The organism is Geopsychrobacter electrodiphilus DSM 16401 (assembly GCF_000384395.1).
Taxonomy (GTDB): domain Bacteria; phylum Desulfobacterota; class Desulfuromonadia; order Desulfuromonadales; family Geopsychrobacteraceae; genus Geopsychrobacter; species Geopsychrobacter electrodiphilus.
The window spans coordinates 1,144,984-1,170,375 of record NZ_ARWE01000001.1 but is presented as its reverse complement, the minus strand read 5'-3'; the positions used below and the strand labels follow the sequence as shown (position 1 = coordinate 1,170,375).

The following is a 25,392-nucleotide window of genomic DNA, read 5'->3' as shown; positions in this document are numbered from 1 at the left end:
TATTCAGAATTGATGCGGGGCCGATTACTCGACGACCAGCGGATTTTTATCGGCAGACTTTTCGTGATCCTGCTGTCCGGCAAGCTGACCGCCTTCCGGGAACTTTTCGTTTACCCGGGTGGTCAGGTTTTTCAGCTCGGTGAGCAAAAAATCAACGCCCATGCTCTTGGCGAAATTGACCGATTTGGTTTTGGCCTCATCGGTACTTTCACACTCACCCAGCAGCGCCTTAAGCCGGGTGTACTCGGCGGCTTGGCTATCCAGGTACTTTTTGCCAAGTTCGGCATCGGACTTGAGACCCGTGACCTGTGTTTCAAGGGCCAGAATCTGGGCGTCTTTTTCGCCGAGGGCGGTCTTAACGGCGGTGGCCAGTTGATCTTCGGTGGTGTTGTCACCAAACGATTTACCCAGCATTGCGCCAAGCAACACGATCAGAGTTTTCATGTTTTCAATCTCCTCTTTAGAGTCGGTATCTTCCGGCGATTTGCCAGCTGATTTTTGTGAGGTTGCGCCTTGTTGAGCGCCGAGCCAGACCAGAGAACCTTCGGTTGCTTCTGCCGGGGCGGCGTATTCCCAGTAAAGGGTGGGGCCGTTGATGTCGCTTTTAACTGGAGCAAGATCAGCAGCCCGAAAACCGATAGACCAATAACGATAGGTGCCACCAAGGATGTTTTGCAGCACATGCTCAACGTCAGGCGTTTTGACAACGTAGTACCAGGCCCACATGGTCTTTACGACGGTTTCACCCGTTGGCAGGTTGGGATCATCACCGGTTAATGCTTTGAACTGCTCAACGGACATATCTTCAACCTTGGCGGCGAAATACAGACCAAGGGGAAGAAAAGCGCGTTTTTCATGACTGTACAGGGCAGATTTACCGGGGATGGTTTGAGCGAAATCATTCAGCACGGCGACGGGGAACCTTTCGTTGTCGCGATCGATGCCGTTATGGGCCAACAGCTGCTTGCCGACAAAGATCTGTTCGGCGGTTAAGGGCTGCAGCGCGTAGACGTTGACCTGTGCCAGGATTTCGGCAGTAATAGCGACTGCAGAAGATGCGCTCTTCTGCGATGAAACTGTTTTCACCTGGTCGGTCAGTGGGCCTTTGCCCTTACCCTTAATAAACATCAGATCCGCTTCCCCTGCTTGCGCATATTTCTGAGGACATCTTCACCAGTGACCATGCCGGTTTCTGCTTTAACCGGTGGGGCTTCTGCGGGGGGATTTTCTTTCAGAAAAACAGCAAAGGCGGCATCGCGCTCTTTGGCCGAAATGGAGAACCCGAGGCGCTCGCCCAACACGCCAGCATGCGGCTTGGGGTTTTTCCCATTGGTGTAATGGGCTTTATCGGCAGGGTTAAGCTTGCCGATTTCGGCGACGATGGCAGCTTGTTTTTGCTGTTCCTCAAAAAGGGCAACGGCCTGATCAAACTCATCGTCAGTAAATTCACCTTCGAAAGCCTCAGCCAGTTTTGCCTTAGCGTCTGCCTTTTCGGGGATATCCATAAATCCGGCGATAGTGGCGATCAATGTGACCAGCAGACTAATCTTTTCCACGATGTTTCTCCTTGGATTCAGGTTGGGTTGACTTGGTTACTTCGACGCCCTTCCCCTTGAATTCACACTCATCTTCGTCGGCGACATGACCAATCTTTTTGACCTGGCCCTGCTTCAACCGGTTGGCGTCTTTTTTACTCATGCAGTCGGAATAACAGAAAATCCAGCGGCGATCTGGCAGATCACTGCACAAACTTGCAGGGAATAAACAAAAAAAGGCCCCGACATTTCTGCCGGGGCCTGATCAAATCTTTCAGCTTACTATCTGCTAAATCTCTTCAAACTGAATCCCATTATCCCCTACATACGGCTGGCGGTGCTCGATCTCTCCGCTGATAATCTCTTCAGGGATGCCTTCTGGAAAAGCTGCACAGCGAAAACCCCACTGACCAGGCTCATTCTCAAGCAGATGTTTGCACTTCATGCAGAGTGGTTCTGGTCCGATCATGATTCACCTCCGAACTTAAGCTTGTATTTTGATTCTATCAGCTCACCAATTTTTTTCGCGAGAGCTCGTGGACTTTCATTATTCAAGTATTCGGCCCATGCCTCGGCGATGGTTTCGGACGGGCTTTTCAGGGCATACCTTGACAGTTCGCTCGGGATATTTCCACCCTCTGCTAAGAATCCCTGCATCACTTCTTTAAATTCGTCACTACGTCTTAAGTCAAGCAGACTATCCAACTGGTGAGCCATCTCGTGGTCAACAACCGAACGCACCGAATCGCACCCGTTCGGATGGAACCCGGATGCGACATCTGAGGCAAGATTGCTTTTGAATTTGTCTGGTGCCTTGCCCCAGATGGAATTGACACTTATACCGCTGGTGTATGGGTCATTGATCGAATAAGCATACACACTGGATGGAGTTTTTCCGGCCTGTTTTCTGGCCAACCGGATCAACGACTCTTCACTGTAACCCGGGTAGCGATCGCGCAGTTCGGCAACATATAACCGCACGAATGTCCTCTGCCGCTCCTGGGTGGTTCCGATAAATTTCAAGTTCTGCCGCAGCTCGGGGAAACGGGTGACATGATCAAACACCGAACGGTTCCATTCATTGGCAACCTCGACAGTTGCGCCTTTGTATGAGATCAGATCAGCCAGACCGTTTTTTCTGGCCCACTCTTCGGCGTCTTTCAAACTCTTCGCTTCGACAAATGTTGTGGCATCTGGTTTTGGTTCTGGCGGGCGTTGCAGGTTGAGTGAATCAACACCTGCCCCAGGACGTCTTGCACAACGGCAACGTGGGTGGGTGTCTTCAACTGGAAGAGGACATTCGTTAATCTTGTACTCACCAGCTAAGCCGGTGCACTGCTGACAGGCGTCAGGCGCTGGCACAAAATCCATCGTCTCAACGCCCCAGGCAGTCCACTCTGCCTCCTTGGCGCGTTCTGCCGCCATACTCAGCTCGCTGCGCGCCAACCGCTCCCAATCGCTGTTGCCATCTTCAAACAGCTTATCCAGCCTGGCGGCAACTTCGCGCGGGTTACTCCCAGCCAAAGCATGTGCCTCCATCTCGGACAGAATCTGGTTCTGTATCCGTTTGGTGGCGTTATCCTTTACCAGGTCGAAACCGGTTTTCTTAAGCTTGTCGAGGATCTCTTGATTTTTGAGGATATCCAGAATCGGCCGCCCCTTGCCGATCAATTCGACGGCCTGGATCAAACCGAGGCTATATGATTCGCCGTAATACCAACGGATAGGGGAATCTTCAGCGTCAACCTTGTAGGTGCCGATCCAATTGCGCATTTCGGCTAACACTTGGCCGCGTTCTTCCAGCGAAAAGGTAAAGTTTTCCCGGCTGACGCCCTTTTCAGGAACAACGACGCCAAGTGTTAGGATTTCATGCACCTTGTCTCGCAGCGCAATCCAGTCAGATTTCAGCCGTCTTTCGAAACTGTTTTCTAACCGGTCAAGATCGGGCCATGGATCCGTGCGGTGAATCTCTTTGGTGTGCTGCTGACCGCAAAGGCAATCAGCAGCTATAGCTTTTTTCCGACGAACTGGGCCTCCTTCTTTTGCGTCGTGTCTGTTGCTACCGGATCGGCTCCCATCATATCGGCCTGGGCATTCAAGAATCTGGCGCGAGCTTGTTTTTCGATATCGTGCAGGTTGACCTGTTCAAACTCGAGCCACCAGTCGCCCTTTTTCCAGGTGCGGCCGCGCATCTGCAGCAGGGTAGAGACGGTGCGGTTGAACATGGGAAGCTTGGCTGATTGACGGGTTTTAGCATCGGCCAAGACCATTTCACTTTCCATCACCGACAGGCGCTCGGTGGTGCTCCAGTGCATGCCGAGCATCCAGGCTGGTAAAGTTGATTTAGCGACGATCTGCTCAAGGACATGCCGAGCCGGGACTTCAAGATTTAAGATTTTACCTTCTGCTCCAATAATTTTGATTTCGATTTCGCTGTTGGTATCAATAGCATGGACAAAGTCGGCGGACTTGCCGGCGCGTTTGGCCCGCACGGCGTCGTTAAGATCGGTGACCATGGCGTCACGACGTTCTTGATGGTTGGTACCGTCTTTTTTGCTGGTTTTGTAGACGACCGAATATGATGGATCCCCGAAGCGTTCCCAGACGTTGGCCAGCGAGTTGTGCATGGTCGCCAGGGTTTGGGCCATAAACTCGCAAGAACGAAACAGGGGGGTACCATAGGGGTTTTGATTTTCGTTATGGATGGACCAGTAGAGCAGCGGATCCATTTTAAGCACTCGCCAGTCCTGATCACCGTCGGCGCGCTGCAGAATCTCAAGCAAATTCGGCTTGCGGTTGAAGCGGATGAATTTTGAATCGGCGACCTTCAAACCAACAATGTCATTGCGTTGTTTGTTGGGGATGAACTCACCAATCGCAAAACCTTGCTCAAACCCTTCGTTGGTCAGGTTCTGATGAAAAGCGTGCATGCCGGTTTGAAAGTCATTGACCTGCACATTATCCATCCACTCCTGAATCTCTTCGACCAGCGCCGCCTTATTCCCTTTTACCACCAGGTGACCATCCAGAGAGACCAACCGCCAGATCGCCGTATCCATCACCGGGATGGCTTCACGCATAAACTCAAAGAAAGTTGGATCCAGCTTTTGCGCGATGAACTTGCGAAACCCGGCGGTGTAGGGCCCTTGACCGTTGTTCGGACGGAGCTGCACGGTGTGTGATTCTGACGGCGCTTTGCTGCGTGAGATGTTGAGCCCTAAAATGTTCATGCGAAAATATCCTCCACCTCTTGGCCAAGCACCCCGGCCAGCTTTTGGGTGCGATGCGAATCGATCAGGTGATCTTTTTGTTTGTTGTAGATGCGCTGCCGTTCACCGATTCGGCAGGTGTGATTGGTGTAGTCGCTGATAATGTCGGGATCTGCCGGTAGCTCGAGCAGCTGGCGTTGCATCTGCTTGACGATGAGGTCGGTGGCTAACTCTTTAAGGGTGATCTTGGCGGGTTTGCCGGTTTTGGCGTCGGTGAGTGGTTCGCCGCTTTCGTCGACATTATCGGTGGTACTTTGGAACATGAAGCCGCGCAGGCGGTCTTCGTAGCTTTTGTGCTGGTAAATCTGCAGGCCTTGCAGATCGTGTGCAACGGCGCTGCCGGCGTTGCCGTAGTCAGTGCCCCAGGTTGCGGTATCGGCTACGCCACCGCACAGGTCATCCATGGCATCTAAGGCCTGACACTGCTGATCATAGGTGACCTGCTTCAGCTGCAGGCGCGAGACCAGGCGATCGCGCTTGCCGATAATATTCCAGATAGTCAGCTCGGTCGGATCGGGGGCAAAACCGAAGTCACCACCGCCCCGCCTTAAGCCCGGGACAGAAACAAAAAACTCGCGGATCAAGCGTTTAAACTGGCTGTCACCTGATTCATCCACTTCGAACAGCTGGGTTTGGTCAAACAGTTCTTCGCGCAGAATGATTTCGCTGGGCTGGGGGCCATCAGTACCGATGACGTAATCACAGCGAGAACCTTTGACGATGACCTCTTGTTTGGCGGTATCGACCAGCACCTTGAGCACGCGGTATTCAGGCACATCGCGGATGCAGTGCTTCAGCTGCGCCCAGGGGAAGACAGAATTTTCTGGATCGCCGTGTTCGCCGAGGACGTTGTGTCGATAATCTGGTGAATCTTCGCCACCGTACTGGTCGACGTAAAAGCGCTTACGCTCTGGCGTCCAGTAAGGAGCGGGCATAAGATCTTTGCCCCAACGGAAGAGCGTCCAGACATAATTATCGAAATCTTTGAAGTCGGATTTTCCGGCATCTTCTTGTCCTCCTGCGGTTTCGTCGGTGTTACTTGTCGCACGCTGCGTGAGCTTGTAGTAGCCTGATTCGCGATCGCCATCGGGTACGGAATACACCCGGCCGGTGGCGGATGGCTTGAGCGATCGCCAGAACTCTGACCATTGCTTGGGGTTTTTCTTTTTTGCGGCCTCGTCGACAATACCGTAGGTTTTGGCGTGCACGCCGCGGTAGGCGTTACCATCGAACCCGGCGGGGCGGTAATCTTCTTTGAATCCGTTACTGAATTTAAACTGGGTGTATGGCTGTTTTTTATGTTTGACCAGGCGTCTTTCGAGCAGCGGGTTGTATGACAGCTGTTCGAGCTTGGCGTCGATGATCTCATCCAGGTGCACCTGCAGCGGCGCGCCGATCAATCCGGATCCGCTTGGGCAGGTGTGGTTTTTCCAGGTTGACCAGGCGACAATCTCGCGGGTTTTGCCAACCTCGGCGCCATCCTGGTGTACGACGCTGGTTTCACAGCGCAGGGACGCGACCTGATAATCAAAAAACTGGTACGGATCTTTGTGGTCGATATCTTCGGGCTCACGCAAAAAAGCCGTGCACCAGAGCAGCGGGTCTTCGCAGATGATGGCCAGCTGCAACAGCTGCAGGCGTTCGTGGGTATCTTTTCCGAGCTTGTAGATTGCGGGGGGAAATTCGCCGCGGGTCAGTTGCTGCCAGGTCCAATCGAGGTTTTCGAGAATTCGCTCAAAGGTGGCGTGTGGAACAAGGATGCCTTTGCCTAAATCGGACTCAGCATTCAGCGGCGCCATTGGCGGCGGGACGATTAACCCCGGGTATTCAACCGGGGGTATTGTCTCGATCGGCGCGGAGGTCATTCATCTTTCTTTTCACGGGCGCGGGTCAGCCCTTCACTGGCAACCCTGAAGATATCGGCCAAACCTTCGCGGGTGTCGTCGTCGGTTTTTTTCCGCTCGATCGCGGCGGGGGTAATCATAAAGTCCGGCAGGGTTACGCCAGCGGCCTTAAGCAGGTTGGAGAGCGGCAACAACGAAGGGTTCGGTTTTAGCTCATAGCCGAGAACCTGGCCTTCTTTGCCCAGCTTTTCGCTCTTCATGAAAACGCCATTTTCAAGGATGGAGGCCTGAAGCTCTTCAATCACCTGAAGGGTGCCGCCCAGCTGCAAGGTGACAACCTCTTTCATGTCGGTTAGATCGCCATCGTTCAGGGCTTTTGAGATGGCATTTAAAGTTGCGGCGAAATAGGCTTTGTCCTGGCAATCTTGGCCAGGCTGAACAGCGCCATCTTCGACCAGTGAGCAAGGGTATTGCGGGCAGGTTGATTTGCAGGGCTTGCCGAAACCGATCACCCGGCGGCGGGCATGCTGGCCATGCTTCCAGCTATTACGCGCGCTGGCGTCTTTACCTTCGGAGGTTTGAGGTCCGGTTGATTTTTGGGCGTTTTGCTGGCGGGCTTCGAGCGCGGCTGGTGACATGCGGTAGGAGCGTTTGACCCGCAGACGCTTCAGCAGTGGGTCTTCGTCGGCATCTTTATCTTCTGCGGCTTCGAGCTCGGCGCGCAGCGCGTACTGAAGCTGCAGACGGCGGGAAAACGGCCCGGAAAGGCCAGTTTCACCGATATCGATACGGCGCTTAAGATCTTCGATCTCAGCAGATAGCACCTCTAGCGTGGTCTGTTTATCATCCAGATTCAAAAAAGCCTCCCATAAACCGGATAAATTCCAGCTCATAGAAGGCTACATAGCAAATATTCAAGCGGTGATCTGGCAGATCACTGCATTAATGATGGCGGTTGAGGGGGTAAAAATATATTTAACCCCACCTAATTAAGTGGTATACAGTCGGAATATTCAACTGGCTGGTTCAATTTTAAACATAGAGAGATATTAAATATGCCTGACGTACCCAATTGGCTCCAATGGATAGTCACAATATTGGCTCCCACAGTAGTATTGTGGAGTATCGCTAGATATTTATGGCGATGGAAGTTGTCAGATCTGTGGGCTAAGCGAAACCGAGATTCTGCAATGAAAAAAGCAGAAATCCTAGTTAAACAATATCGTGAAGCTCTATACTTGGTAGACGATGATCGACGCTTTCAAGCCGTTTCTACCATGATCATCTCAAACTTGATCAGTGCTGGTATTATGATGTTTCTTGGTGTTGGCTTCTTCATATTAATATTTGGCATAAATTTTTATTTTCCATTGTCTGGCGGTAAATTGCTGGTAACTTCTGCAGTTGGATTGATGTTATTCTTACAAGGTGTGCAAGCGGCAAGCGACACTATGGATAAACGGCGAATTGCCATCAAGCCATACATCGACTGGGTGGGGTATCATGAGGCTACACTGGCCAGGATAGGTTCTCTCCTTGCTACTGCTGGATTAGACGATGGTGAGCAGGCCATATTCATTAATAACGTAGTCAGTATTGTCGACGAAGAAATAATTGGCCCCGAAAATGACGAAGTCGATGAAGACTAGGTTAAGGAGACCACGATGACCCCCCTTATAAAAAACGGCAAATCCGCTGCCAGTAAAGCTTCTTCGACACTGCGATCCAAAACCGCGACTAAGTCCGCCAAATCCGCAGCCGGGTCTGCTCTATCCCAGCGCAAGACAGCCGTCAAAGCCACTGCCAGCAAAGCCTCTGCGACGCTACGATCTAAGACTGCCTCGAAATCCGCTAAATCTGCGGCTGGTTCGGCGCTATCACAGAGAGCCAAGCGCAAGTAACTAGTGTGTGACAAGATTGATTTTAATATGAGCAGGTGTCCCGAAATGACACCTAGCTAAAATCATTTACCCCACCCCTCCAAAAAAAAGTATATTTTTGATCTCTACCCGGGTTGACACCATCCGCCCCCATCACTACTATCTGTTTTGAGGGGGCTGAATAAGCCCACTTTTAAGCCCGGTCACACACCCCCTCCGTGATCGGGCTTTTTTATATCTGCAACACATCATGCATTTTCACAGTTTTTCAAAATACTCCGGATTTGCCGCGTTCTCAGGCGGTACTTGATCGCCAACTCCTCATAATTAACACCATCGAACTCGTTTCTGATCCTGCGGTTGCGCTCCTGGCGGTAGATATAGTCAAAATCAGGGAAGGTGATACGGGTCTTACCCAGGCAACTAATCATCACCTTGATGATCCTGGGGGCCAGATCCTCGAATTCGATGTGCAGCTGATCGAATAGATCGGCGATGGCCTCTTTGTTTTCTCCACGTGGCATCAGAGTTCCTCCTCAATTTCACGAAATCTGCGATCGGGAATGGCGGTCTTGCGTAAGACTCGGTCTGATATGGCGATATATCCCTGGGTTGTTTTTGGATCTTCGTGGCCCATTTGGGCCTGTACCTCGAGCAACCCGACATAGTGGATGGGATGATTGCAGTGGGGACAGCGATCGTTGCCGCTGTCATAGAGGTCGCTGGCGAATGTGGAGCGCATTTTATGGCAGAAGGCATCGGCGCTTTCTATTCCGATCAGGGCGGCGTATTTTTTGATGATGTTCAATATCTGCCGAGTTGAGATCCGTTCTTTTTTATTTTTCTGGTGCAGTCCGATGAAGATAGCGGGTGTTTTGCTTGATATCTGGTCGCGGATCAGTAGCCAGTCGCGCAGGGTACGGCTTGCTCGGGTGCGCAGGGTGACGGTGCGGCTCTTGCCTCCCTTGCCGCCGATTATTTCAATCCGGATATATCCGCCGGTATCGTGGATGTGATGGGTATCCAGATTGACCAACTCTTCAACGCGGGGCCCTGCGGCGTAGAGTGTTTTTAAGATCGCGAGGTCGCGTATTCCCATATGGGTGGAAAGGTCTGGGGCGGCGAACAGCATGCGTAATTCTTCGGTGCTGAATTTTTTGGCGAGGCTGGGCTGAATCTTCGGCGAGGGGATCCCTTTTGTCGGATCAGCAGCGATCAACCCCGAATAGCACAAAAACCCAAAGAAAGAGCGAAGCGCCGACAGTTTGCTGGCCCGGGTGCGGTTCGAAATATTCCCATGCTCGAAGAAGATCGAGCGCTGCCATTCAGTAATGTGGTCCTTGGCGATCCGTTCAGGGTCAGGAGTGAACCCCTTCTCAGTGATCCAGGTAAAGAAACCACGGACAACACGCTCGTACTGCTTCACGCCTCGCGGCTGCTGGCCACGCTGAATCAGGCAGTGCTCCATCCAATCTAGCAAACAGGACTCAAGCATTCCCCCCGCGCCCCCCGCTTTGGGAAAAAGTCTTTTTAAAGGGGCTCTCGATATGGGAGAGCAATGGGGGGGAGTCCTGGTTGCTGGTCTGATTGCTTTTGAGGGGGGGGTGGGCTTGGATGCTGGTCATTGTCTGATGGACTGCACAGTTCATGATGGGTTGATCTCCTAAGTGGTTGATATGTGGTTACCGTCAGTCTATTGAACTGCACAGTTTGTAAGAGTGTGCAGTTGATCATTTAGCTTTTTTGGGTTCGTTCCAGCCTGTTTTTTATCCACCACCCGAAACGAGCCAGCACAGGGTTGATTTAGAACTGCTACTGGCCTACATATAAGGGCGTTGATATAACCCCTGTAAAAACTTCCTCAAACCCTTTTTTTAAGAAGGCCATAAGGCCTGCGGCAGCTTATCCAGAGAAATTGATAAGCTTTCCAGCCAACCAGCTGGGCGCTTAAATCACTGCACCTCTGCACCCTTTGCCATAAAGGCCCATGTTTACTGGGCTTGATCATGGGTGCAGTCCAAAAGAACTACCTCCAACTGCACCCCAACTGCACCCCACTGCACCCAGACTGCACCCCTAACTGCACCCCTGATATAATCAATAAAATTAAATAGTTAAGTTAAAAAGGGTGCAGAGGTGCAGTCTTTCAAAAATGTGCCCTACGCGCGGGCGAGAACTTATATAAGAAGAAAAAACCGGTCGTTTTGCCCTCATTTCTTCTCCGTCACCCCACTTCGTTTGACAACTGCACCCACCGACAAAATGACAACTGCACCCCTTTAAACCGACTGCACCCCTACTTCACCAGAACATGCCTGAACTTGAAGAACCTGTTGCCGTGCAGCACCTTGAAATATGGTTCCTTACCTGGTGTTTCAATCAGCTCCCAACCAGACTTAGACAACACACTCCGATCGTTTCTGAGCCGAGCCGTAAAGATAGCTGCCGTGCCGTAGGGATTATTCTTGCCAGTGTTCTTGGCCAACATATCGAAAGCGTCAACCACGTCAGCACTTGAAGCCACAAACTCAATGGTCGAAATGAAATACTTTTCTCCGTTATCATCCTGATGCTCACGCGCCATCGTTTTAAACATCCTTAAACCGTAGTCTTTATGATCCAGAGTGAAAACCGGCTCGCTATAGTCGGCAACAGCCTCCGTTTCATTTTTATGCTTATTGGCCTGGATATACTCCCGCACCAATCCACCCAGCAGCTGCAGGATGTTATTCGAACCGGTCTCGGTCTCCCTAGCCGTATTGTTCTGCTCCTCGATCCAGGCCTCGTAGATCTCTTTTTCTCTTGATTCATATCCGTACATCAGATCATCAGGCTCATAGAAAGGGATATACTTCAGCATGCGCGAATTGATCAGCATCAGCAGCGCCAGATAGGCATTGCTGCGGTCCTTGGAGTGACCCTTGAACATCGTATTGAGGATGGCCATGTACTGCTTACGTTGGTCAAGGTTGGTCAGGATCTCCGTTTGAATGAAGCGGATCATCGCCGACATGATCAGATCGCGCTTCTTCTTCAGATTTTCCAAAACCTCAGATTCGAAGAAAGAATCATCACCATGCACCCGTCGATCAAAAGGAATCTCAAAGGTCCTGGTGATCAACTCCGATAAAGTGAACGGCTCGATCGCCGTCACGCAGATAAGCGCCCGCGGACTCTCATCGACCGTACCGGTGTCTGTACCCCCTTTGCGCTTCTCCTTTTGCCCCCTGGTGGCCGCCAGCAGCAAAAACTTCTGCATACCCCGGTTCAAGTCCTTGTTCTCCAGGTTGTCGATGACCAACAGCGGGTTTTGAGCAGCATTTGAAAAAGCCGCTGCGCCCGACGGATCCGAAAGCTCATCATTGCCAAAAAAGACCGTCGAAATAAGCTTCGCCGCCGTCGATTTTCCCGAAGACGCATACCCGCCGAACTTCATCAAAAACTGATAAGGCGCCAGATCCGGACAAAGCCCACTGATCAACCAGCACAACACCAGATAACGCTGCTCATGCTTAATCGCCAGATTATCGAAAACCAGCTCTTTCAGCGCCGTCATCCCCTCCTGAACATCCACATCCGGAAGCCAGTTCATTGGGGATATTTTGGGCGAGGACGAAAGCAAAACATGATCGTCATTCATGCCGTTCTGGATCTCTTCGATATGCTGGAGGGAAACCTTCAGAATGGTATTGTTCGGGCCGTTTAAATTGAGATAGATGGTGTCTTTAACCGAGTCAGTGTGGATCCACCGGCAGCGATCGATCCGCCGACCATTCAGATACGCCGTATGCCTCAACGCATCCCACACCTGACCACCAGGCGCCTGACTAATGATCATGCGCGTCATCTTCAACATCAACGCATTGAACTTGGTGTTGTTGTGAACCTCGTAGGTCTCGTTCTGGTAGATCAGCCACACCGTGTTATCGGCGTCATAGTAAAAACGCCCATGGTGAGCAAAAAAACGAAAGATCGTCTCCGCCATCGCGATCGGATCGATATCCTTCGGGTTCTCGACCATCTCGCACTGCTGCCGAATCTGCTGCAACAGGTCCTGACTAAAATCCAATTGCTGCTCGATCGCCGCCGCACTAAAACCCAGCACCGACAACTTTTCACGATAAATATCCTGCTGAACCGCCTGCTCCTGGCCGATTCGCTGGAAAATTTTTTGTTCTTTTAAGTGCAGCAGCTTCTCTTCAAGCGATGACAACCCCGCCGACTGTTGCAGCTCCCAATTGATATAACCCACCGCCTCCAGCTGCAGCCGGCGGATCTCCTTGCGCCGATCGCCCTCAAACCCCTTCAGGTAAGAATCCGGATCATCCCCATCCTTACCGTAAACCACGATCCTGACGTTCTGTCCCCTCAAACCGCCGCAAATCTTGCGAACGTAATCACGCCCCGCCTTATCGTTATCAACCCACAGATAAAGCTTCTTGCTTCCACACAACTTCTTTAAAACCTTGATCTGATCATCGCTGATCTGCCCGATCATCGCCATCACGTAGCCGACACCGGTATTTATCACCTGCAGGCGGTCGTTCTCACCCTCCACCAGCAAGATCTCATCATATTTGTCGATCGCGTCCTGACCATAAAAAGCCCAACGCTTGTCCCGCTGCTTTGCCGTCAGCTGATACTTCAGCTTCTTCGTCGGATCCTTCTGGGTAAAATGCAGTACTTTACCCGCTGAAAAGTGCGGAAAAACCACCAGGTCTTTACTAAAAAAATCATAAACAACCCGCCGGCCGCCCTCTAACTCACGCTCTCGGCCCAGACCACTCTCTAAGATCTCCCGCTCTGAAAACTCTTTACTCAGCAGATGATCAACCAGGTGGCCATCACTAAAGCCAACCCTTTCCTTCTCAAGCGTCTTCAACGCATGACCACGCTCATCAATCAGATACGTCCGTCCACCGTTTTTCAGCATATGAGCATGATAATATTCCGCCGCCTCAAGCCTGATCTTGTCGGTCACGCTCAATTTCGGCGAACTCTTCTTTTTCTGTTCCAGGGGAATCCCCGCCAGCTCCGCACCAATCTTCAGGGCTTCGGCTGAGTCTGTCTGGTGATATTTTTCCAAAAAGTTGAAGACATCGCCTTTTTCTTCACACTGAAAGCACTTGAAATAATCCTTATCCTTCGGGATAGAAAAACAGTCATGCCCACCGCAAAACGGACACTCCGGAAGATGCGTTTTGCCCATCACCTGGCTGGTCGCGTTTTCGATGACCTTTTGCAGATTGAGCGCCTCTTTAATTGTGGCAAAATCAGACATAAATTAAGCAGCCGCCTCCATCGCAAGAGCATGTGCCTTGTACAGCTCAAGCCTGGCCCGGCAAAAATCCAGCGCCGCAACCTTAAATTCAGCGATCAGGCCGTTGTTGCGCAAAACCGTCAACTCTTCATCGGCCCTTGCATCACAACGCTCAGCGACCTTCGGCAAGTACGCACGGCCCCAATCCATCGCCCCGGACACTGCCTCCAGATAACGATCCTCAACCACATTCGCCACTTTGGTCATCGTCTCCCTGAAATAGCTATCACAGGCCTCAATGCTCATGAGATCACCCTCAACTTCTCGAGATAAGCCCTCACCGGGCCAGTGCTTCCCCCAAAATCATCCTCAGGCTGCTCTTGCCGCAGATACCCCTTAATTTCGAGAAGATCCCCGGCCTGCGGTGTATCCAGCAACGTTTCATCCTGCAGCCAAAATTCAAGCCGCTCGGTCTCCTGTCCCTCGCGGCTGTAGTTTAAAAGCAACCGATGGCCCCCTTTAACCGCACTGATCACGTCAACCTGACCTTTTAAGATGAACGCCGCCCGCGGATCACTCTCACGAACCTCCCATTTATGGATCGTGAACGTGCTGTAGACTGTATTTCGCTCATCCCAGTACTGGCCGAAAAATCCCTTCAAACAGAGCGGATCATGCGGCCGCGCCCGAACATGAGCCATAAACGCATCAATCCGCTCCGTCTGCCACATCCGGCAAAACGCCTTGACCGATCCACAGTGACGGCCAGCGACATTTATTTGAAAATTAAGGAATTCGCTGTTTTTGCTCGGCTTGCGCTCGATCGACTCGATAACCACCCGACCGAAGACGTTGCCCATGTTGAAATGCTTGCTCATCGGTCATCCCTCTCCGCGAAAAACTCTTTGCATCGGTCAGAAAAATCAGCTTGGGAATAACCGTACCCACCCCGGCCATTAACGGGATGGTTAACCCGGTTGCAATCGCAGTCGGTATTTGCGCATCTGGCGACGCAGTAGGTTTTATCGGTGGATGGCATCAGGACCCTCACAAAAAATCTTATATGGCCAACTTCATCTGTGGATTACTCAACTCTCGGTTCAGAGCCTTAACCGCCAGCTCTTTCGCCTTCTTTTTCTGCCAACGTGCCAGGTTCCTCCCAAATTGTTTTGCTGTGAGCGAATACCCGGCCCTGAACGCATCATCAGATATCTTTTTGCGAAGCCCCTCCCTGGCATCATTTCCACTTGTCTCAAGGATGTATCGAACCATGGCGTGGAATGAAGAGAAGACAATAGCAACATGCCGTGGTGAAGCTTGGTCTTCCTTTAACTCTTCAGCGGTTACACGCCTCGAAAAAAGATGAATACCTGACCTACAAGTACTGGCAAACCCAGCTCGCGCAGGCCAATGCCCGATCAATGCCACGTAATGAGATCTACGGTTTGCTGTGATGTAAAAAACCACTCCAATTGAAGGACCTATATCCTTTGGTGCCCTTGCCATCACTCAGCCCCTCCCCATGGCAGCCCGTCGTGAATCACCCCATCAAGCAGTCGCCCGGCCTTTTTCTTCCCGACCCGCCACACATCAGGCTCGAATTCCTCGTAAGACCCATCACCTCCAATGTCTTCCTTCTCAAATATCCATTGGTCGGCAAACCATGTCGCTGCGGATCGCATCCCCCGCAAATCAGTAAGGATCGCTTCGATAGGTGCCCACTCCCCCCATTGCTTGAAGAAGAATGGAACACCAGCCTCAGCACACAAATCGCGTACAGTACGAGCCCAATCAGGGTGCATAGGCCGCGCATTCTTGCCGGACTCTCCACCGAGTAAAACTGCATTGATCTTCTCAATAAGGTGAAGGTTCCAGCCAAGGTTGAAGTCGATCGATCCCAGCATCGGTTCGATAGAGAGAAACCGCTTTCCTGGAAACTTCAGCAGATAAGGGATGCGCTCGTCTGCGGTCTGCTGGTTCTCGGCTGAGATGCCATGCCAAACATTTTTATCAATGCCGAAGCCAAAAATTTCGTTGAAAAACTCAGCCATTAAAGCGGCACGTTTAGTGAGAATTAGGAAGGTATGTTGCGGACACATGCTCATCACATCGTATGCCTTGAATCGGAATTCGTCGGTCACCTCCTCGTGATAAAGATCATTCCAGATCGAGAAGACAGTTGGCTTTTTGGTGCGCAGTGGAAGGTCAAGGTTGTCTTCACGCATGGTGATTGATCCGTTGAAGCCCTCGTCAGTATTTGGATGGATAACTTGTATGGCTCTGTTATTGATCTTCTCGTTTGGATGCCAGCAGCGCATTGCCGTCTTAGTTTCGCTCCAGCAGTTATCACAGCCAGGTGAAACCTTGGTGCAACCTTCGACCAACTTCCAAGCCCGATCCCAATACAGTCCTTTGGCGCGTCTATCAGCCCTATTCACGCCATCACCTCTTCGGGATCTTCACACTCAGCAGCTATGGCTGACTCCGCCTTGAGGCCCCGTAGAAACTCTTGATAAGGGCCTTCCCAAAAGGCTCTGAACGATGGGGAAATAGTGGTCACCCTCTGCAGGTATTCCCATGATTCGTGCCCAATTTCGGACAGAATCTCCCCCCATTCACCGCCCATTAAACGGTGCGCGATCAGATCATTGCTGTCAGAGTCCATAAACTCGGCCTCAATCTGGTCCCACATGTCGCGAGCTTGAGCAGCGGTTATGGCAACCTCTTTTCTAAGCTCGACGATGTCACGCTTGTAGGCTTTTTCGGTCAGACCTGAGTCGTAATAACTTGCCGCGCCAAACTTTTTGGCGGCATAGCCGATATCAATGGTGTTAAGAAATGATCGCCAGCAGGCGCCGGGGTGTGACCAATAGTTAGACCATGAACCGTAGTCACTCTCGATATGGATTGAAAAGGGCTCGCGATAGCGGGGATCCCGCAGCGGGCCGAGCTGATCAATAGTAATATTGGCCCAGCCAAAACCCTGATCGTGGCCGCTGATTCGATAGACTGTTGCTGTGCTTTTTTGAACCCCCATCAAGCCACCTCCAAATCATCCGCAAAGCAGTAAAACTCTTCCGACTCAAACTCATCGTTCTCCGCCGTCTCAACCATATAAATCGCCGGCTCAGCATCGCGCATAGTCCCCATCACCACACAATCAGTCCCTGGGTCGATCCATGCACCGCTCGGAGCCAGTACAGGGTTTAATGTTTTGGCCGTCGTTCCACTGAAAAGCATCACTCAACATCCTCCGCAATACATCGCGCCCCATGCCCAACCTCACGCCGACCATGGCAGTGTCGGCAAACCTCAACCGGCTGCCCATCAACATTCGCAACCCGCCAGGTGATATCCTGCAGCTTGCCAACCAGTAGCCGTGCCTCACGAACGCCAGCCATGCCACAAGCCACCCGAGCCACAGCTTCACGCACATCACACGTCGCTGTACTCATCACTTAAATCTCCGCCGCCGCGGCCATATCTTCCCGTCCCGGCGCGACATAAATCATGGTGCTGTTCATGCTCTTGTGCCGCAGTTGCTTGTTCGCAAGCAGCAGAGCGTTCTTTTGTTGGCCCGGGGTCAGGTAACGATCGTCGCGCATAATCCGCTGCGCTTTGGTATGCCGCAGTCCGTGCGGGGTCACCTTGTGCTCAACCCCGGCAGCATTCAGCCACTTGGCCATAATGTCGTTGACCGCGCGAATAGACAGGCGTGACCCGTTACGGCTCACAAATAACGGCGCATCCTCAGCCAGCGATTCACCCGCCTGGCGCTTCCAACGCATAAACTCGACAAACAGCTTTTTTAATTCGGCAGGAATAGGCAACTCGCCGACCGCACCCTTGGCGGCGATATAATGGCTGATCACCAGACGATCCTTGCCGTACACGTCGCCCACGTTCAGCCGCACACCCTCAACCCGGCGCAGGCCAAGCAGGCGATAGGTCTTCAGCAGCACATAATCGCGCTCAGCCTGGGGGATTTTGAGTTGCTTAAGGTAATCGAACATCTGCTTCTCTTCCGCCTCGGTCAGATAGTTCTCGCCAGCTCGCGTTTTGCTCGTATCAAACATGACTGCCTCCAATCATTGGCCTCGAAGAAATACCGGGCAGACGGCGAGGCGTCCGCTTTTCGGGTGCTACCCTAGCCCGGCAGTTTGGTTGCTACTCGGCAGGGCTGAAGTCGAGATACAACTCTTGGCCAGGCTTTAACTTGCCGAGCAGATCAGGGTTAGCAATCTGCATTGTCAGGTCCGCCGAAGGGGTGAACTTGGCAAACGTGTTGTTCTCGTCGCTACCGTCTTCCGGGTAGCCTTCAGCCTTACAAACAGCGGTCATGCTGATTGTTTCGTTGTACTCATTTGCATCGACCTTAATAACTTTCATTTTTGCTCTCATCATTTGTCTTTCTCCTATTCAGTGTTTAAAAAGCTTGCCGCTGGGAATGATCAATCACACCCTCAATCCCCCGGTAATACAGCGGCTCAAACTGGGGGCAATCAAACAGAATAAAGTCATACACCCAGGCTCGCAGCGTTGTGCGGCAGCGATTGGCAACCTCACCGCAACGACCATGGTTTTTGCAGTGCAAACAATCCAGGACAACCGCACCGTCAGCCATCACTCACCCCTTAAATTATGAACTCGATATCCCTGAGCACCGGTCGACTGCATCCGCTTTGCGTCTTGGTAGTCGCTGTCCCCTGTCCAGCAGAACACCAGCAGCAGAAAGACCACATACAAATAACCAAATACCTTGGCCTTATGACTCATTGCGACGCACTCCATTAAAATGTTTGGTTAACTAAAAACGGGTTGGCCAGTTCGATCTGGGTTTTAACCTGCTGCCGGGCCAAAACCTTAGGCGCCATCTTTGGAAACTTCTCCAGCAGGTGTTCACGGCAAATCGTGTGCGTTGCAAGTTTTCCAGCGGGGATCTCAACTTCGGGGCACCAGGCACAAACAGGAACCAGTTCCATTTCAAACCTCCACGGCAAAAATTTAAAAAAGATCGGGGAGCTTAAGGAGGGGTAAAGCCCCCCGATCAAAGCCAGCACTGTGGGTGACTGACTAAAATTGATTAGCTTGATCCAGTTGCAGAGCGCGCCCTGCCCTTCTGTTGCTTCAACTTTTTGTTTCGCTCCCGCAAAGCCGCCAGCGGGTTATCAGCGCGCAAACACAAATCGATATCGATGGATGATGAAACAGTCTGAGACTGCGCCTTAACAAGTGTCTGCAAGAGCGCCTCTATACGCTCAAGGCGCTGCTCAACGCTCATCACTTAGCCATTTCCTTTTTGATTTTATTGTCGGCGACCAGATAGGCATCGCTCATGACTTTAAGGAACGACTGCGGGGTTGAGCTAGAATCTAAGAGAAGTTGCACTGCTGAAACACGCGTTCTGACATCAAGCGCCATATTGAAGTCTGCGGTGTCTATGTCGCTGATAATTGCGCCGATTGTTCTCTTTAGTTTCTTTAAAGTGACATTCATTGCTCAGCCCTCCGACTCGATCATGCGGGTAAACTCAGCAAAAGCCGCCATTGCCTCATGCGCCTCTTTCAAAATCTCGCGGCGCTCATTGGGTGACAGGTTGTCATCCTCCAACGCCTTCGCTGCCACGCTGAAAGCATCGCCAGCCTCTTTCACCGTGCGGCACAACTGAGCGCTGATCTCACTGGTTTTGATTGTCATGGGGATAGGGGGCAGAAACAGCCCACCAAAACGTTGTGCCAGGAAGTAGATCGGAGCATAAGCATCACAACTACGCCGCCGCTCTTGAACCGCAACCTCAATCACACCTTCTATGCGGTCCAGCGGGTTCAGGGCGCCACTGGTGGTGAAGTCGTTTGATGGTTCGCACCATTTTTGAACCATGCTGCTCGATCGGCCCAGACGTCTCGCCACCTTTACTGCCGCCCCACCAACCGCCCGTCGCATTGCCTCGTATGATTCCATCGCCTAAGCCCCTTTGTAATATTCGAATTTCGAATCAGTGGTTATGCTCACGCTATGAGCTATTTACTGAACACCAGTCTCAGGGATCTCAACCAACAAACCCTCTGTCCGAAGGCGATCGATGGTGCGCTTCGCAACGCCATCACGACCAGAGAGCCCCCGCGTACCATCCGTTGCGGCGTAAAACACCCGAGCATGCACCCCAAAGGCCTCATGGCAGGCAAAGACACTTCCATATTTCTTGCGACAACGGTCTCTAGTGGCGTCTTTATCTATTTTCATTTGTGTAACCTCTTCGTTCTTGGTATTGTTTGCATCGTTCTTGGAACAAACATATTACAGTGACTGTACATAGTCAAGCAGGAAAATACAGTGAATGGATAATTTTTCCAGTAGACTTAAAAAAGTTGTTGCAGAGACTGGTCTCAGCCAATCGGCTTTTGCTAAAAAAATCCATGTATCTCCCTCACTTATGACAGAGGCTCTCAAAGGCAGAAGTCAGCTCTCAGAAAGAACCCTTCATTCAGTAGAAGACGTTTTTGGAATAAAGATACAGTGGCTGGAATCCGGTGAAGGCCCAATGCGAACCGAGCACAGCCACACCAACGAAACCGAAACCGCCTACCAAATAGACGACACGGTCACATTGCGTGCAGTGATCGAAGCAGTTGAAGAATATCTGCAGGGCGAAAAACGCAATCTGGCACCGGCCAAAAAAGCCGAGCTGATCACCACGCTCTATGAAATGTTTTCAGAAGAAGAAGGAAGGCAAGTAGACAAAAAAACTGTCGCCAAGCTGATTCGGCTGGCGAGTTGATATGAGGAGAATTTTAAAGTGTCTGTATCCCACGATGTGACTGGTGTTTCTCTTTCTATCAGCACCGGCGGTAAGGATGTTATTAGAAATGGCTTAGTCCATTCTTTCACTGAAGAAGTTAAATTTCTCATCCAAAGCCTTACCATAAACTGTACCTTCATCACTGATAGCGATGGTCCAAGGTTCGATACTACCCCTGTTAGTGCAACTGAGTTGTCGATTGATTTTTATAACTTTAACTCCAACATTGGCATGTCAATGACGGAGGCACTCCGTGTTGGTTCTTTAGACGGTAGGGTCCTTTTTTTGTTTATCAGTACCAGTAAGGCCAAACCGCAAGAGAATCTTAGGAAAATTGAATACACGTTTTATCTTGGGGAGAAAGTAGATGGTTGATAGGATTGATGTCGCGCCCCAAAATGTGAAACCAAGGTCTCGTGACAGTTTCGATCGCGATGTAGCTGGCACTATTACAAGAGTTATTGGTTCCGGGAAGCATGCCCAAGCTGCAATTGTTTGGCAAACTATCAAATGGAGCTTTCTGGCTGGCAGCACCCTGACAGTTTTGGTTTTCATTGGGTCCTATTTTGATCCTAAGTTAAATTTTGAAATTTCCTCCATTGCAACGATTTGGTCCATTTTTGTGCCGATCATCACTCTGGCACTCGGGTATATTTTTGGAAAAGGAAAAGAGTAAAGCCGAGCTGATCTAGACAAACATAAAGCCTACCAACCAGGAGGGGTCCATGGCCAACAAGGAAGTCACCGGCAAAAAAGCCGCAAGCGCAGCATCCAAAACTCTCAAAAGTCCCACTGCCAGCAAAGCAGCCAAGTCGGCAGCCGGATCTGCGCTTTCTCAGCGAAAAGCTCCAACCAAAGTTACATCACCCAAAGCCGCCACGGCTGCGTCTAAAACCCTGCGCAGCTCCGCAGCTAAACCCGCTAAAACTGCTGCAGGTTCTGCCCTGACACAGAAGCCAAATCGTCGGAAATAATTACCGATTAGCGTTTTATGCGTTAGTCAAAACAACATTGCCGATGTTATCGCGCATGTGTGACGTAATTAGTCACAATACGATGCGAATATGAAATTAAGAGGGAATTATGATTAAGAAAATAAATTTTGATTTTTTTAAAGTGAACATGCCTGAAGGTGGTGGCACATTTGAGACGCTTCTCGATAGTATTTTCGCCTTGCCTGGCGAAGAGAGAACCTACGAGGGCACACGCTATCACGTAAGACTTAATGCATTGAGAAGAAATAAAAATGGCCGTATTATAGGTGAAGCCGCCAAAATACGGATGACAGACATCCCTGAAAAGATGAAGCTGAATGGTGTGACCGACCAAATTGACCTCGATGAAGATCAGGGAATTGGTGATACTGCAGCGTTCGTGTATGTCCCAGATCTACAGATATTGATTTATCAAAAAAACAGAGATGCCGTTTCCGCCTCATCTTTCTGTACATATGTTTCAGAGATAGAGGACAATGAGGGTGATGTGGTTTTTGATGTTATTTTGGAGGCTGAGGCCCTACAGAGGCTAGCTGAAATGGATATAATCAGGAGATTTGAGCTTCAGGTGGCGGCCCCTAATAACTCTCAACTCTTTAAGGAGTTGGGCATCTCACCAGATACACTTCTTGAACTTATGAATACATCCCCTTCCATAAGCGCCAACTTTACTTTTTCCATGGGCCATAAAAGAGATGGTTCAATCCTCAAAAAAGATGTTGTTAAGCTATGCAAAAAATTATTTGGACGAGTTCACGACCATGGAGCTGCTGACGAAAAGATAAAACTGCTTGTATCCGGGAAGGAAGAGATCGGTTCTGAAACAGAATATATTGATCTGTTCAACGACAGAATGATAGAAACTGTTGAGATTGATCTTGGAGAAAACAGAGTAGTCCCCCACAAGGTTCTAACAGATGCAGCACTCGCTGCTTGGAGAAAGAGGAGTAAAGAACTTAAGGTAATGTTCAAAGAGGAGTAAATTATGAGTGCTAATAGTGTTGAATATAAATACCATTGGCTTTGTGGATTATTTATAACGCTATTATTTTTTTCAGTATTTAATTTTATTATTGACTATAAGTTAATATTTAACGGTTCAGTTAAAGAGCTTTTGTCATCAGCAACCACAATAAGCTCAATAGGTGTTGGTTTTCTGGCTACAACAAAGGCAATACTTATATCAATTAAAAATTCAAAGACAATGAAATGGTTGAAAGACGGCGGTCACTACATGACAATAGTTGACCATTGTATGTGTTCAATCCATTGGTGCTTCGCCTTCGCAATTTACAGTTCTATATGTTTGTTTTTCAATTATGACAATCCTACATATTTTCATTTCATGGTTATAGTATTGTGGATTTTCCTGGCATCAACCGCTTTTTCCTCTTCATATAGGATCATTAAGCTCTTTTCTACTATATTGAAAAATGATGCGGCCTGATACAGGACAAAAAACATCAGGGCAGCAGGGGGGTAACGTGCAAGACATCACAGACATCAACACCAAAAAAACCAGAATTGCCCGCCTCCTCAGCGAGGCCACCAGCGTGCCGGCTGTCGAGCAATCGAAGCCCCAGTTGACCCTCTTGACCTTTCTGGCCCTCGGGCTGATCGGCACTATGTTGCCGTTTCAAACGTTGGTCGCGTTCTTTTCAATCATAAGCCTCAGCATCACCATCATCTACCTGACCCTGGCCTGGAAAAAACAAGCCCACTTCAGCAAGCGCGCCTCAGCGATTCTGGTTGCCCTGGTACTGACCTCGGTACTCTCAGGCTGCGGCCCGGTCCTGTTTAACGAAGAGGTCCCCGATTTCTTCGGACTGGACCGCCACACAGATCTAAAAACACACACCATCACCAGAATCGGCGCCTTCGGTTTCGGCCTCAAAGACGCTACACCAGAACAGGCACAGCTTGAAGGTGGAATCATCGACCTCACCGCAGTCAAGATCGATCGCGGCTATGGACTCATCAGCATGGCGCGGATCAGCGTAGCGGGGAAATAAAATGATAAACGGGGGAATTATGAAAACAGCAATCATCCTGATGATCTTTATCACATTACCACTCGCCGCCCTCGCCAGTCGGGCCGGATACAGAGTCACCGTAGTAAAATATTACCGCAGCGCCAGAGGTGACAACTCCGTCCGCGTCAGGATCACCAGTGAAAAATGGAAAAATATCTCCATTCGCTCAAACCATATCTGTGCAAGGTCTGAAACAAATGAACTCACCTGCGGAAATGGCAGCACTTATATTGATCTTAAATCAGGAGAATCCGTATTGATTGACATGGGGCAAACAAAATATCCCCTCACACAAATCTACATCAACGAATAAAGGATAATCCATGGCAGCTTTCGGTATTGTCGGCACAATAGCCGCCGTCATATTTGCAATCATCGCATTTCTGGCGCCGATCTGGTTGTATTTTATCAACGTTTATACAGGATCAAGCCGCGACGAATTACGTAAAATAAACAAAAACCTCGAAACGTTGATCTCTCTCATAAACAAAAACAACACCGAACCTGCGCAACCACAAAAACAACTTGCGGGAAGCATCCTCTGCCCCGCTTGCAAAAATAAAATATCTTATCCCGAAAAATATGCAGGGCAGATAAAACCCTGCCCAAAATGCGGTGAGACTCTCCGTCTTTCATAGCTCTTCTGGCGAAGCACCACAAAGGTACCCATGGCGATCCGCCACAACAAAACCAAAAACGGCGACATCATCCCCGGTAGCTGGGTTATTGATTACTACCCCGAAGGCCGCAACGGCCGCCGCACCCGGCAGATCGTCAACGACTGCAGCGAAATAGAAGTCCACGCCATTGAGATGCAGCTCAGGCGCCGCCGATCCGGAATAAAAAACCTCATCAACCCCCGCATCGTTGACGTGCTCCCCGATTGGCTCGAATGGGTCAGCCTGCACCGTGCGCCCAAAACCTATGATTCAATCCTGTGGGCCCTAAAAAACCTGAAGCCCCACTTCGGCGCACTCACGATCGGAGAGATCACCGAGATCCACATCAACAAATACAAAACCAAACGCAAAAGCACACCCAGATCCTGCAACCTGGAAATTGACTACCTCAAAAGCCTCATCAGCTGGATGGTCGAACGCAAAATGTGCGACCCGCTCCCCTTCCGCGTGCAGCGCCTCGCCTACGAAGCCCCACAACCAAAAATACCCAGCCCGGCAGAGCTGCACAAATGGCTCGATCACATCGATAACGGCCCCAAAAAAGCCATCATCTACATCATGCTGCGTGCCGGACTCCGCTATGCCGAAGCCAGCCGCCTAAAATGGCAAGATGTCAACCTGATCGATGGCGTCATCTATTACATCGCCAAACGTGGCAAAACGAGAGCCAGCATCCTCCCCGAAGAGGCCATTAAGATCCTTGCCGGCCAAGCCGCCATAGTCCGTAAAGCCAACAAAGGTAAATATCCCACAGGTTATATCGCCGCAAACCCCAAAACCGGCGAACCTTACGCCAGCATGAAAAAAGCCTTCGCCACCGCCAGCCGAAAAAGCGGAGTCCCCATAAAAGGCCCTCACACCCTCCGCCATATTTGTGGTACATACACCCTCGAAGCCACCAACGACCTGCGCCTGGTACAAGAGACCCTCGGACACACCCAGATCCGCACAACCGAGAAATACACCCAGATAAGCCTCGCCAGACTCCGAGACGGCCAACAGCGTCAGTCTGACCACACCGGTCAGCTCGACTAGGCATAAACCTGAACAAGTTCAGCCCCTTGCAAGGTGGGCCATATAAATGGCATTCAAGAGGT

37 protein-coding genes are annotated in these 25,392 nt (G+C 50.6%); 11 read left to right on the top strand and 26 right to left on the bottom strand.

Annotated features, from left to right (window positions below; all coding sequences use genetic code 11):
* Nucleotides 1–24: 24 nt before the first annotated feature.
* The 8 genes from D888_RS0105555 to D888_RS0105520 form a co-directional block, all read right to left on the bottom strand.
* Nucleotides 25–1,128: a hypothetical protein gene (locus D888_RS0105555; RefSeq protein WP_020675552.1), complete on the bottom strand. Its 1,104-nt coding sequence runs from the start codon at nucleotides 1,126–1,128 to the stop codon at nucleotides 25–27.
* Entirely contained in the window at nucleotides 1,128–1,556 is a 429-nt protein-coding gene (locus tag D888_RS0105550; protein ID WP_020675551.1) for a hypothetical protein, read from the bottom strand. The genes D888_RS0105555 and D888_RS0105550 overlap by 1 nt, the downstream gene beginning before the upstream one ends.
* Nucleotides 1,543–1,698, bottom strand: coding sequence for a hypothetical protein (locus tag D888_RS23935; RefSeq protein ID WP_020675550.1), 156 nt, complete (start codon nucleotides 1,696–1,698; stop codon nucleotides 1,543–1,545). Before D888_RS23935 ends, D888_RS0105550 begins: the two co-directional genes overlap by 14 nt.
* A 126-nt stretch (nucleotides 1,699–1,824) precedes the next feature.
* A complete protein-coding gene (locus tag D888_RS0105540; RefSeq protein ID WP_020675549.1) occupies nucleotides 1,825–2,004 on the bottom strand; it encodes a hypothetical protein in 180 nt (59 codons plus the stop codon).
* Complete coding sequence (locus D888_RS0105535; RefSeq protein ID WP_020675548.1) at nucleotides 2,001–3,410, bottom strand: hypothetical protein; 1,410 nt, start codon at nucleotides 3,408–3,410, stop codon at nucleotides 2,001–2,003. Before D888_RS0105535 ends, D888_RS0105540 begins: the two co-directional genes overlap by 4 nt.
* Nucleotides 3,411–3,541: 131 nt before the next feature.
* Nucleotides 3,542–4,765, bottom strand: a complete 1,224-nt coding sequence (locus tag D888_RS0105530) for a phage portal protein family protein (protein WP_020675547.1) — start codon at nucleotides 4,763–4,765, stop codon at nucleotides 3,542–3,544.
* Nucleotides 4,762–6,669, bottom strand: coding sequence for a hypothetical protein (locus D888_RS0105525; protein ID WP_020675546.1), 1,908 nt, complete (start codon nucleotides 6,667–6,669; stop codon nucleotides 4,762–4,764). Before D888_RS0105525 ends, D888_RS0105530 begins: the two co-directional genes overlap by 4 nt.
* Nucleotides 6,666–7,505, bottom strand: coding sequence for a hypothetical protein (locus tag D888_RS0105520; protein WP_020675545.1), 840 nt, complete (start codon nucleotides 7,503–7,505; stop codon nucleotides 6,666–6,668). Before D888_RS0105520 ends, D888_RS0105525 begins: the two co-directional genes overlap by 4 nt.
* 333 nt (nucleotides 7,506–7,838) lie before the next feature.
* On the opposite strand from D888_RS0105520, the gene D888_RS0105515 reads away from it, so the two are divergent.
* Nucleotides 7,839–8,297, top strand: coding sequence for a hypothetical protein (locus tag D888_RS0105515; RefSeq protein ID WP_156826951.1), 459 nt, complete (start codon nucleotides 7,839–7,841; stop codon nucleotides 8,295–8,297).
* A gap of 479 nt (nucleotides 8,298–8,776) precedes the next feature.
* On the opposite strand, the gene D888_RS20775 is transcribed toward D888_RS0105515, so the two are convergent.
* The 18 genes from D888_RS20775 to D888_RS0105410 form a co-directional block, all read right to left on the bottom strand.
* Complete coding sequence (locus D888_RS20775) at nucleotides 8,777–9,052, bottom strand: Mor transcription activator family protein (protein WP_020675542.1); 276 nt, start codon at nucleotides 9,050–9,052, stop codon at nucleotides 8,777–8,779.
* On the bottom strand, nucleotides 9,052–10,023 hold the full coding sequence (locus D888_RS0105500) for a tyrosine-type recombinase/integrase (protein ID WP_020675541.1): 972 nt from the start codon (nucleotides 10,021–10,023) through the stop codon (nucleotides 9,052–9,054). The genes D888_RS20775 and D888_RS0105500 overlap by 1 nt, the downstream gene beginning before the upstream one ends.
* Nucleotides 10,024–10,824: 801 nt before the next feature.
* Nucleotides 10,825–13,809: a CHC2 zinc finger domain-containing protein gene (locus D888_RS0105490; protein ID WP_020675539.1), complete on the bottom strand. Its 2,985-nt coding sequence runs from the start codon at nucleotides 13,807–13,809 to the stop codon at nucleotides 10,825–10,827.
* 3 nt (nucleotides 13,810–13,812) lie between these two features.
* Entirely contained in the window at nucleotides 13,813–14,094 is a 282-nt protein-coding gene (locus tag D888_RS0105485) for a hypothetical protein (RefSeq protein WP_020675538.1), read from the bottom strand.
* Complete coding sequence (locus D888_RS0105480) at nucleotides 14,091–14,666, bottom strand: hypothetical protein (protein ID WP_020675537.1); 576 nt, start codon at nucleotides 14,664–14,666, stop codon at nucleotides 14,091–14,093. Before D888_RS0105480 ends, D888_RS0105485 begins: the two co-directional genes overlap by 4 nt.
* Nucleotides 14,667–14,847: 181 nt before the next feature.
* A complete protein-coding gene (locus tag D888_RS0105475) occupies nucleotides 14,848–15,294 on the bottom strand; it encodes a hypothetical protein (protein WP_020675536.1) in 447 nt (148 codons plus the stop codon).
* Nucleotides 15,294–16,226, bottom strand: coding sequence for a phage Gp37/Gp68 family protein (locus D888_RS0105470; RefSeq protein ID WP_020675535.1), 933 nt, complete (start codon nucleotides 16,224–16,226; stop codon nucleotides 15,294–15,296). The genes D888_RS0105475 and D888_RS0105470 overlap by 1 nt, the downstream gene beginning before the upstream one ends.
* Nucleotides 16,223–16,825, bottom strand: a complete 603-nt coding sequence (locus D888_RS0105465; RefSeq protein WP_020675534.1) for a phiTE_072 family protein — start codon at nucleotides 16,823–16,825, stop codon at nucleotides 16,223–16,225. The genes D888_RS0105470 and D888_RS0105465 overlap by 4 nt, the downstream gene beginning before the upstream one ends.
* Complete coding sequence (locus D888_RS0105460) at nucleotides 16,825–17,031, bottom strand: hypothetical protein (protein WP_156826950.1); 207 nt, start codon at nucleotides 17,029–17,031, stop codon at nucleotides 16,825–16,827. The genes D888_RS0105465 and D888_RS0105460 overlap by 1 nt, the downstream gene beginning before the upstream one ends.
* Nucleotides 17,028–17,243, bottom strand: a complete 216-nt coding sequence (locus D888_RS23930; RefSeq protein WP_020675532.1) for a hypothetical protein — start codon at nucleotides 17,241–17,243, stop codon at nucleotides 17,028–17,030. The genes D888_RS0105460 and D888_RS23930 overlap by 4 nt, the downstream gene beginning before the upstream one ends.
* A gap of 3 nt (nucleotides 17,244–17,246) precedes the next feature.
* Nucleotides 17,247–17,864, bottom strand: a complete 618-nt coding sequence (locus tag D888_RS22920) for a tyrosine-type recombinase/integrase (RefSeq protein ID WP_020675531.1) — start codon at nucleotides 17,862–17,864, stop codon at nucleotides 17,247–17,249.
* A gap of 91 nt (nucleotides 17,865–17,955) precedes the next feature.
* Nucleotides 17,956–18,192 (bottom strand): hypothetical protein, encoded by a 237-nt coding sequence (locus D888_RS0105445; RefSeq protein ID WP_020675530.1) that lies wholly within the window; start codon nucleotides 18,190–18,192, stop codon nucleotides 17,956–17,958.
* 22 nt (nucleotides 18,193–18,214) lie between these two features.
* Nucleotides 18,215–18,412, bottom strand: a complete 198-nt coding sequence (locus D888_RS0105440; protein WP_020675529.1) for a hypothetical protein — start codon at nucleotides 18,410–18,412, stop codon at nucleotides 18,215–18,217.
* Nucleotides 18,412–18,564, bottom strand: a complete 153-nt coding sequence (locus D888_RS23925; protein ID WP_020675528.1) for a hypothetical protein — start codon at nucleotides 18,562–18,564, stop codon at nucleotides 18,412–18,414. Before D888_RS23925 ends, D888_RS0105440 begins: the two co-directional genes overlap by 1 nt.
* Nucleotides 18,565–18,578: 14 nt before the next feature.
* The gene (locus D888_RS0105430) at nucleotides 18,579–18,770 is read right to left on the bottom strand and encodes a hypothetical protein (RefSeq protein ID WP_020675527.1); all 192 of its coding nucleotides are present in this window, start codon (nucleotides 18,768–18,770) and stop codon (nucleotides 18,579–18,581) included.
* A 298-nt stretch (nucleotides 18,771–19,068) separates the two neighbouring features.
* Nucleotides 19,069–19,284, bottom strand: coding sequence for a hypothetical protein (locus D888_RS0105420; protein WP_020675525.1), 216 nt, complete (start codon nucleotides 19,282–19,284; stop codon nucleotides 19,069–19,071).
* Nucleotides 19,285–19,287: 3 nt separating this feature from the next.
* Nucleotides 19,288–19,749, bottom strand: coding sequence for a phage regulatory CII family protein (locus D888_RS0105415; RefSeq protein ID WP_020675524.1), 462 nt, complete (start codon nucleotides 19,747–19,749; stop codon nucleotides 19,288–19,290).
* Nucleotides 19,750–19,812: 63 nt separating this feature from the next.
* Nucleotides 19,813–20,031, bottom strand: coding sequence for a hypothetical protein (locus D888_RS0105410; RefSeq protein WP_020675523.1), 219 nt, complete (start codon nucleotides 20,029–20,031; stop codon nucleotides 19,813–19,815).
* A 94-nt stretch (nucleotides 20,032–20,125) separates the two neighbouring features.
* Between D888_RS0105410 and D888_RS20765 the strand changes: the two genes are divergently transcribed.
* The 10 genes from D888_RS20765 to D888_RS0105360 all read left to right on the top strand — a co-directional run bounded on the left by D888_RS20765 (nucleotide 20,126) and on the right by D888_RS0105360 (nucleotide 25,330).
* Nucleotides 20,126–20,566 carry a helix-turn-helix domain-containing protein gene (locus tag D888_RS20765; RefSeq protein ID WP_020675522.1) on the top strand — a complete coding sequence of 147 codons (441 nt, stop codon included), beginning with the start codon at nucleotides 20,126–20,128 and terminating at the stop codon, nucleotides 20,564–20,566.
* Between the two features lie 18 nt (nucleotides 20,567–20,584).
* Entirely contained in the window at nucleotides 20,585–20,962 is a 378-nt protein-coding gene (locus tag D888_RS0105400) for a DUF6864 domain-containing function (protein ID WP_020675521.1), read from the top strand.
* The gene (locus tag D888_RS20760; RefSeq protein ID WP_020675520.1) at nucleotides 20,955–21,263 is read left to right on the top strand and encodes a hypothetical protein; all 309 of its coding nucleotides are present in this window, start codon (nucleotides 20,955–20,957) and stop codon (nucleotides 21,261–21,263) included. Before D888_RS0105400 ends, D888_RS20760 begins: the two co-directional genes overlap by 8 nt.
* Before the next feature lie 49 nt (nucleotides 21,264–21,312).
* Complete coding sequence (locus D888_RS0105390) at nucleotides 21,313–21,561, top strand: hypothetical protein (RefSeq protein ID WP_020675519.1); 249 nt, start codon at nucleotides 21,313–21,315, stop codon at nucleotides 21,559–21,561.
* 109 nt (nucleotides 21,562–21,670) lie between these two features.
* A complete protein-coding gene (locus D888_RS0105385; protein WP_020675518.1) occupies nucleotides 21,671–22,564 on the top strand; it encodes a DUF6731 family protein in 894 nt (297 codons plus the stop codon).
* Nucleotides 22,565–22,567: 3 nt separating this feature from the next.
* A complete protein-coding gene (locus D888_RS0105380; RefSeq protein ID WP_020675517.1) occupies nucleotides 22,568–23,029 on the top strand; it encodes a hypothetical protein in 462 nt (153 codons plus the stop codon).
* Nucleotides 23,030–23,066: 37 nt separating this feature from the next.
* Complete coding sequence (locus D888_RS0105375; RefSeq protein WP_020675516.1) at nucleotides 23,067–23,594, top strand: hypothetical protein; 528 nt, start codon at nucleotides 23,067–23,069, stop codon at nucleotides 23,592–23,594.
* Nucleotides 23,595–23,613: 19 nt separating this feature from the next.
* A complete protein-coding gene (locus D888_RS0105370) occupies nucleotides 23,614–23,928 on the top strand; it encodes a hypothetical protein (RefSeq protein WP_020675515.1) in 315 nt (104 codons plus the stop codon).
* Between the two features lie 10 nt (nucleotides 23,929–23,938).
* Nucleotides 23,939–24,253 (top strand): hypothetical protein, encoded by a 315-nt coding sequence (locus D888_RS0105365; RefSeq protein ID WP_020675514.1) that lies wholly within the window; start codon nucleotides 23,939–23,941, stop codon nucleotides 24,251–24,253.
* 30 nt (nucleotides 24,254–24,283) lie between these two features.
* Nucleotides 24,284–25,330 (top strand): tyrosine-type recombinase/integrase, encoded by a 1,047-nt coding sequence (locus tag D888_RS0105360; protein ID WP_020675513.1) that lies wholly within the window; start codon nucleotides 24,284–24,286, stop codon nucleotides 25,328–25,330.
* Nucleotides 25,331–25,392 lie beyond the last annotated feature (62 nt).